This is a genomic window from Sphingomonas bacterium, from assembly GCF_903643065.1.
Classification (GTDB): Bacteria; Pseudomonadota; Alphaproteobacteria; order Sphingomonadales; family Sphingomonadaceae; genus Sphingomonas.
This window is the reverse complement of sequence record NZ_CAHJWX010000085.1, coordinates 1-7,232: the sequence shown is the minus strand read 5'-3', so window position 1 is coordinate 7,232 and position 7,232 is coordinate 1. Positions and strand designations below refer to the sequence as shown.

Annotated in this window: 8 protein-coding genes; all 8 read left to right on the top strand. The window is 70.0% G+C overall.

Annotated elements, in window-relative coordinates; translation table 11 throughout:
- Positions 1 to 217 (top strand): hypothetical protein (locus tag HUU95_RS04600; protein WP_174279030.1); only part of this gene is annotated, 217 nt, incomplete at its 5' end.
- Positions 218 to 357: 140 nt separating this feature from the next.
- Entirely contained in the window at positions 358 to 1,044 is a 687-nt protein-coding gene (locus HUU95_RS04595) for a hypothetical protein (RefSeq protein WP_174279029.1), read from the top strand.
- Positions 1,041 to 1,742, top strand: coding sequence for a phage protease (locus HUU95_RS04590; RefSeq protein ID WP_174279028.1), 702 nt, complete (start codon positions 1,041 to 1,043; stop codon positions 1,740 to 1,742). The genes HUU95_RS04595 and HUU95_RS04590 overlap by 4 nt, the downstream gene beginning before the upstream one ends.
- Before the next feature lie 3 nt (positions 1,743 to 1,745).
- Positions 1,746 to 2,009, top strand: coding sequence for a hypothetical protein (locus tag HUU95_RS04585; RefSeq protein ID WP_174279027.1), 264 nt, complete (start codon positions 1,746 to 1,748; stop codon positions 2,007 to 2,009).
- Positions 2,000 to 2,641, top strand: a complete 642-nt coding sequence (locus tag HUU95_RS04580; protein ID WP_174279026.1) for a hypothetical protein — start codon at positions 2,000 to 2,002, stop codon at positions 2,639 to 2,641. The genes HUU95_RS04585 and HUU95_RS04580 overlap by 10 nt, the downstream gene beginning before the upstream one ends.
- Positions 2,638 to 3,144 carry a phage virion morphogenesis protein gene (locus HUU95_RS04575; protein WP_174279025.1) on the top strand — a complete coding sequence of 169 codons (507 nt, stop codon included), beginning with the start codon at positions 2,638 to 2,640 and terminating at the stop codon, positions 3,142 to 3,144. The genes HUU95_RS04580 and HUU95_RS04575 overlap by 4 nt, the downstream gene beginning before the upstream one ends.
- Positions 3,145 to 3,146: 2 nt before the next feature.
- Positions 3,147 to 6,635: a hypothetical protein gene (locus HUU95_RS04570; RefSeq protein WP_174279024.1), complete on the top strand. Its 3,489-nt coding sequence runs from the start codon at positions 3,147 to 3,149 to the stop codon at positions 6,633 to 6,635.
- A 121-nt stretch (positions 6,636 to 6,756) separates the two neighbouring features.
- On the top strand, positions 6,757 to 7,032 hold the full coding sequence (locus HUU95_RS04565) for a hypothetical protein (RefSeq protein WP_254602618.1): 276 nt from the start codon (positions 6,757 to 6,759) through the stop codon (positions 7,030 to 7,032).
- Positions 7,033 to 7,232 lie beyond the last annotated feature (200 nt).

Sequence of the window (7,232 nt, the reverse complement as noted above, 5' to 3'; positions counted from 1 at the left end):
GCTCGGCCGCGCCGCCGCCGACCAGCTCGCCGCCTTTGCCGGCGGCGCCACGCTCGCCGTCCCCAAGCAGGCCGAGCGCCGCGACCGCGTTCGCGAGCTACGTCGCCGGGGGGCATTGACGATCGCGCAGATCGCGCGTGAAACCGACTTCTCCGAGCGTCACGTCTATCGCCTGCTGAGCGACGACGACACGGCGCAACCCTCCCTGTTCGATTGATCCTGACAGGCGTCAGGTCGGCGCCGCCCGCCGTCGCGGCCATGATGATGAGGCGCGCCGTTGGCGGCCGGTCATCCGGCAAAGGCTCAGTCCAGGCCTGTCGAGACGCTGGCGGCGCGTACCTGGACGGGAGCAGGCGAATGGCGGTGATCGATAATCAGGGCGGTGCATGGCGGGATAGTCAATCCGGCTTCGCCTCGACCGTGCCTTCGGAGGCCACTGAGACTGGCGCCAACTTCGACCCCCACACCATCGCCAATGCGCTGACGGAGCAGCTGGCGGCGGCGAACCGCCGCGTCCAGGACGCCCGCGCCCGGCGGGCGCAGCTGCTAGCCCGAGCGCCGCAAACCGATCGGGTATGCGACGCGATGCGCGCGGGGCTGGAGCAGGTCGCCCGCCGGTTCGAGGCCGATCTCGCCGGTTTCGTGACCCGCCCCACCGAGGACGGCGCCGCTGCCATTCTCGGCGCCGACGCGGCGATCTACTTCATGCGCGAGCATATCGCCGCCCGGCTCCCGGCGACCGTGGCGCGCCTGTTCCCCGACACCGTCCGCGCGGCCTCGCCCGAGGTCGCCAAGCGGGAGCTGCGCGAGGCCAGCGACGCCGTCCACGCCGCTATGACCGAACGGCTGGAGCTGCGCTCCAAGATTGTCCAGGAGCGCATGCGGCTGCTCCAGGCGAAAAGCGAGCAGCGCATCCGGAACATTCGACCCAATGCCATCGCGGATGCCGACCATCGGCGCGACGATCTGAATAAGCTCTTGGACGAGCTGCGCATCGATAACGAGCGCGGGATGGGCGACACGCCGGCGCCCGCCCGGCCATGAACGCCATCGCGCTCTGCGCGGCCGTGGCGCTCGGCGTCGACCCGTCCGCCCCGCCCGAATGGCTTCACCTGCTTCCGGCCGGCGAGATCAGGACCGTCGACAATCGCGGTCCCTACCGGGTCGCCGACATGAGCGCGCTGATCGCGACCTCCATGGCCGGCGGCAAGCTGGTGCTGGACGAGTCGCACTCCACCGACTTGGCCGCGCCCCAAGGGCTCCCGGCGCCGGCCCGCGGCTGGATCGTCCAGCTGGAGGCGAGGCAGGACGGCTTATGGGGCCGCGTCGAGTGGACGAGCGAAGCGTCCCGCACCCAGCCATGGCGCGCCTATCGCGGCGTCTCCCCCGTGATCGCGCATGACAAGAGCAACGCGGTGACGGCGCTGCTGCGCGCCTCCCTCGTCAACACCCCCAACCTCACCGGCCTCACGACCCTTCATGCACAGGACAGGACCATGGATAATCTACGCGCGCAGCTGATCACGATGCTCGATCTCCAGACCAGCGCCGATGACCGCATGGTCCTCGCCAAGGTGGCCGAGCTGGTGAAACGGCACACCGGCAAGGATGTCGCGATGATGTCGGCGACCAAAATGGTCGGCAAGGCCAAGGCGCTCCAGGCCGCGAAAGCGCGCGACGGCATCGTGATCGGCTACTCCGAAGCCGCCCGCATGATCGCCGACCAGGAAGGGCTGGACTAGCCCATGCCGTCCGGCGACGCCCTGACGCTCTACCCGGAAAAGCCGTTCATGGGCGGCGGGGCGAATGGCGTGCGCCGCTGGCGCGTCGACGCGGTCGCGGTCCGGCCGCGTGACCCCGACCAGCCGGCGCCCGACGATGACCTGCTGAGCTGTTTCGTCGGCGCGCGCGACCGGCAAGAGCGGCCTGTCCCGCTCGCGATCCTGCGCGGCCTCGATCTCGCGGGCGGCCTGGACGCCGCGCTGGCGGAGGTCAGCCAATGTCGCTGAACGCCGAGCTGCTGGAGACCATCGGCGAGCACGGCTTGCTGCGCCTCGCCGAGGCGTTCGGCGGCACCCGGCTCTACATCCCGCTCGCCATCAAGGCCGATCACGAGATCGTCCAGGCGATCGGCGCCGAGCTGGCCGATTTCCTCGTCCGCCGCTTCGCGCCCGATCGGATCAAGGTGCCCGTCGCGCGCGAGCTGCGCGCCCGTGTCTATCGCGCCGGCGGCGCGACCAACGCGGACATTGCTCGCGCGCTCGGCGTGACGAGGGAGGGCGTCCAGGCGATCTTCCAGCGCCTTGAAGCCGCCGAGCACGGTGGCGAGATCGCCGCGACGATCGGCGAGGACGGGCTGATCGCGCTCGCCGCCGCGTTCGGCGGGACGCGGCTCTATGTCCCCGAGCGGATATCCGCCGATCACGACATCGTCCGTGCGATCGGCGCGGACGCCGCCGCCACGCTCGCCGCCCGGTTCGCGCTCCACACCATCCGGGTGCCGCTCGCCCGTGAGCAGCGCGCCGTGCGCCTCCGCAGCCAGGGCGCCAGCAACGCGCAGATCGCGGTCAAGCTCGGCATGACGGAGACGGGCGTGAACAAGCTGTTCGCCCGGATCACGGCGCGGGGCGCGCCGTCATGATGCGCGTCACCTTCAACGCCGATGCCGTCTTCGCCGCGCTGGACAAGCCGCGCGCCGAGCTGAGCGACCTCCAGCCCGTCTATGAGGATATCGGGAGCTACATGGTCAAGGCGACCAGGGAGCGGTTCCCCAAGGGCGAGGCGCCGGACGGCACGCGCTGGCGCCAGAAGTCGCCGGTCACGCTAGCGCAGTATCTCCGTCGCGGCGACGGCAACCGGCCCAGCCCGCTGATCGGCCCGTCCGGCCGGCTCGGCCGCGAGATCACCGCCACCGCTGCCAGTGACGGCGTCGAGATCGGTTCGTCCCTGATCTACTCGGCCGTCATGCAATTCGGCGCGCAGCAAGGCGCGTTCGGTCGGAGCAAGCGCCGCACGCCGTTGCCATGGGGCGACATACCGGCGCGGCCGTTCCTTGGCCTTTCTCGCGATGACGAGCGCACGATCATCGAGATCGTGGACGACCATTTGGAAGAGGTGATCGGCGACGATCGCGGCGCTGACTAGACATGGCACTCAAAACCTCGCTCCTGATCGCCGGCGATGCAACCGGCGCGGTCGCCGCCGCCGGCCAGGCCGCCGACGCGCTCGGCAAGGTAGACGCGGCGAACAGGACGACGGCGGTCAGCTCGACGGCGCTCGGGGCCGCGACCGACAGGGTCGCCGTTAGCGAGGAGAAGGCGGCGATCAGCGGGACCACCCTCGCCGCCGTCGAGCGCGAGGTCGCGGCGGAGAGCACGCGGGCGAAGAAGGCTCATAATGACGACGCGGACGCGGGCAATCGCGTCGCCGAAGCACACGGCAAGATGGGCGCGTCGGGCGCCATCCTCCAGCACGTCGTCCGGTCGAGCACGGACAGCTTTGTCGCCGGGCTGCCGATCACGATGATCCTGGGCGAGCAGATCGGGCGGCTCGGCGAGGCGGCGGCGCTGTCAGGGGGCGCGCTGGGTAGCTTCGGCGCGTTCATGGGCGGGCCTTGGGGCCTGCTGCTCAGCGCCGGCCTTGGCGTGCTCGGCTCCTTGGCCGGGCGCCTGATCGACACCGGGGATGGTGCGGACAAGCTCGCCGAGAAGTTGATGAAGCTGGAGGACGCGCTCGGCAAGCAAGCCTTCGCCACCGAAGCCGCCAAGAAGGCACTGGACGACTATAACGCCGCGCAGGACGCCGCGCGCAAGGGCGACAGCCTCACGGTCGGCATCGCGTTACAGCTGGCGGACGCGCGCCTCAAGGAAGCGCTGGCGACGCGCGAGGCGTCCAAGGCCGCGCTGGCGAGGGCCCTCGCCGATCGTTCTGCGAACAATCAGCCCGGCATCGGTGGCGTCGCAGGGACGGCGGGCTACATCCAAGGGCAAGGCGATGTCGCGGTCGGTCGCCTGAAAGGGCAGATCGCCGCCGAGGACGGCTCGATCGCCGGCATCGCGCAGGCGCAGCGCAACCTGTACATCCAGCGCGCCGGCACGGTCGCGGCCGAGGCGGTCGACCCGGTCAAGCGGCTGAACGACCAGTATGACCGGCTGCGCGACGGCGCCATCCGCGCCGCCGCCGGCAATGACACGCTCGCCAAAAGCCTGGATGCGACCGAAACCGCGATCGAGCGTCGCCGCAAGGCGGCGGTGGACGCGGAAAAGGACGCCGAGAAGAAGGACCGGAAGCACGGCCCGACCGCCGCGACGCTCGCCAACCGTGCCTATCAGCTCGATCGCTACGGCGACCAGACCGGCGACACGATCGCGCGGATCGCGTCTCAGTTCGACGGCACCCCGCCCGTCGTCCGCCAGGTCAACGACCAGGTCGCGCGCCTGGACGAGATCATGAAGGACCTGTCCCAGCGCAAGCCGCCCGGCTTCGCGGGGCTGATCGCCGATGCGAAGGCGGCGAAGGTCGCGGTTCAGGACGGGCTGAACAAGCCGTTCGATGACTACGTCAAGGGGCAGGAACACGCGTTTCAGATCGCGCAGCTCACCGCCGCCGGCCTCACCGACCAGGCGCAGGCGCAGCAGGCGATCTACGGCATCGAGCAGCAGCGGGGCACGCTGGACGAGGCGCATCGCGCGGCGGTGGTCGGCACCGTCGAGGCGCTGCGCGCCGAGCAGCAGCAGATCGATGTCAACCGCGCCCACCTCCAGCCGTTCCTCACCGCGCTCGGGAGCATCAGGGGCATCGTGGACGATGCGACCCAGGCATGGGTTTGCGGCGACCTTGGCCAGCTGGTGAAGGAGCCGGGAAAACTGCTCGACGCGTTCCAGACGCTCAAGGGGCAGCAGCTGTTCGACAAGATGTTCGATGGCGTGTTCCGCGACCTCCAGGACCAGCTCAACGGCGTGTCGCCGGTCAAGGACGCGGCCGATCGGATGGCGAAGGCGGTCGATCTCGTCACCGTCTCGGCGCGCGCCACCGCCACCGCGCTGGACAGCGTGGCGCGCGCGGCGAGCGACGGCGCAGGCGCGCCGAAGCCTGCCTATTTCGGCGCCGATGGCATCCCGATCGACGGGGCCGGTCATGCGATTAACGGCATCGCTTCCGGTGGCAGCCTCGCCAATCCCGCATCCGCCGAGGTCGCCGTGGTCGGCAATCGGCTCCACGACCCCACCGCACTGTTCCAGAAGGCGCTCGGCGGCGTCGCGGCGCAGATCGGGAGCATCTTCACCAACCCGGAGCATGCGCGCGAGATCGGCCGCAACGTCGGCATCTATGCCGGCAAGGGACTGGAGGGCGCGGCGACCGGCTCGATCGTGGCCGGGCTCGGCAAGTCGATCGGCGTCGACCTCTCCAAGGGCGGCGCGCAGCTCGGTGGCGCGATCGGCGGCATCCTGGGCTCGATCAAGGGCGTCACATCGGCGCTGGGCCCGTTCGGCGCGGCGGTGACGCCGGTGCTGTCGATCGTCGGCGGGCTGGTGACGAAGCTGTTCCACTCGACCACGACCAGCTCGGCCGCGATCGGCGCGGTCAATGGCCAGTTCGCCGGGACCGCCAGCACCGGGTCCAACGCGCAGCTCGCGTCGCAAGCCAACAGCCTAGCCGGAGTCGTCGCCGGCTCGCTCCAGCAGATCGCCGATCAACTCGGCGGCGGCGTCGCCGCGACCAGCCGCATCACGATCGGGACGAAGAACGGGAAGTACCACGTGAACGCGGTCGGCGGTAAGATCGGGGTCAAGGGCTCGGGCGACATCGGCTTCGGCCAGGATGAGGGCGCGGCGGAGGCGTACGCGCTCCAGCAGGAGATCGCCCAGGGGGCGATCAGCGGCCTCTCAACGGCGGTTCAGCGGGCGCTGCAATCGTCTACCGACCTCAACGCGGGGCTCAAGGAAGCGCTCAAGGTCCAGCAGGTCGAGCAGCTGGTCGGCGGGCTCGGCTCGACCATCGCGAAACAGTTTAGCGACTATGAGGCGCAGGCGAAGGATCGGCTGCGCATCGCGACGCAATACGGGTTCGACGTGGTCGCGATCGAGAAGAAGAACGCCGAGGACAGGGCCAAGATCGCCGACGCCCTCCTGAAACAGCAGGTCGGGTCGCTCCAGAGTCTGGTCGAGGAGATGACGTCGGGCTCGCTGTTTGAAGGCTCGGCGATCGACAAGCTCCAGGCGCTCGCCGGCTCGATCGAGAAGGCGAAGGCGGACCTCGACGCCGGCGTCGACGGCGCCGGCGACAAGCTGGCGACGCTGGAGCAGCAGCGGCTGGCGGCGGCGAAGGATGCGTACGGCACGACCGGCGGCTACGCGACCGCGCGCGACGCGACGCTGGACGAGGCGCGCGCTGCCATCGCCAAGGCGAACGCGCAGATCACCGCCGCGCAGGCGAAGAGCGACCCGGCGCTGGCGACCACGAATGCGGCGCTGGACGAGAACAATGACCAGAACGCGGAGCTGATCAGCAGGATGAAGGAAGCGAACGCGCTCCTAACGCGGATAGCGACCGCGCAGGCCGCCGCCGCTCAGTCGCCCGGCTACGATCTCTACGATCTCTATGAGGTCGGCTATGTTGGTAGTAATAGGAAATGACCTTTTGACGAAAGCTCCGAACACTCCGCGTCGGGAGCGGCCTGACATCGAAGAGCATCCGGTCAAGGGCGGGGCGGTCATCTACATCGGCGCGCTCGTGTGCTTGGGCGGCGGATGGGCCGTGCCCGGCCGTTCCGCCCCCGGCCTCGTCACGGTCGGCGTGGCGGAACGCGGCGCCTCGCCGGCGATCGACGGCGGCGACACCGTCCGCACGCGACGCGGCGTGTTCCAGTTCGCCAACTCGGCCGGCGCCGACCGGATCGACCGCTCGGCCATCGGGCGCCCCGCCTACGTCGTGGACGATCAGACCGTCGCCCTCACCGACGCCGCCGGCACTCGCAGCCTCGCCGGCCAAGTCCGCGACGTGGAAGCGCTAGGCGTGTGGGTGGAAATCTGACTATTGCGGCGGACGTGAGTTATGCAAAACCTCTTGTCCGATTATGCAAAACCTCTTGTCCGCCTACACCTGTGGTGAGGGTGAGCCCACCCCCCGGCCCCCTCCCGCAAGCGGGAGGGGGAGCGACATGACCGCGCTGCGGCGCCTCACCCGGCGCGGCTGGGCGCTGGTCGTCGCGCTGCTCGCGCTCGCCGGGGCCG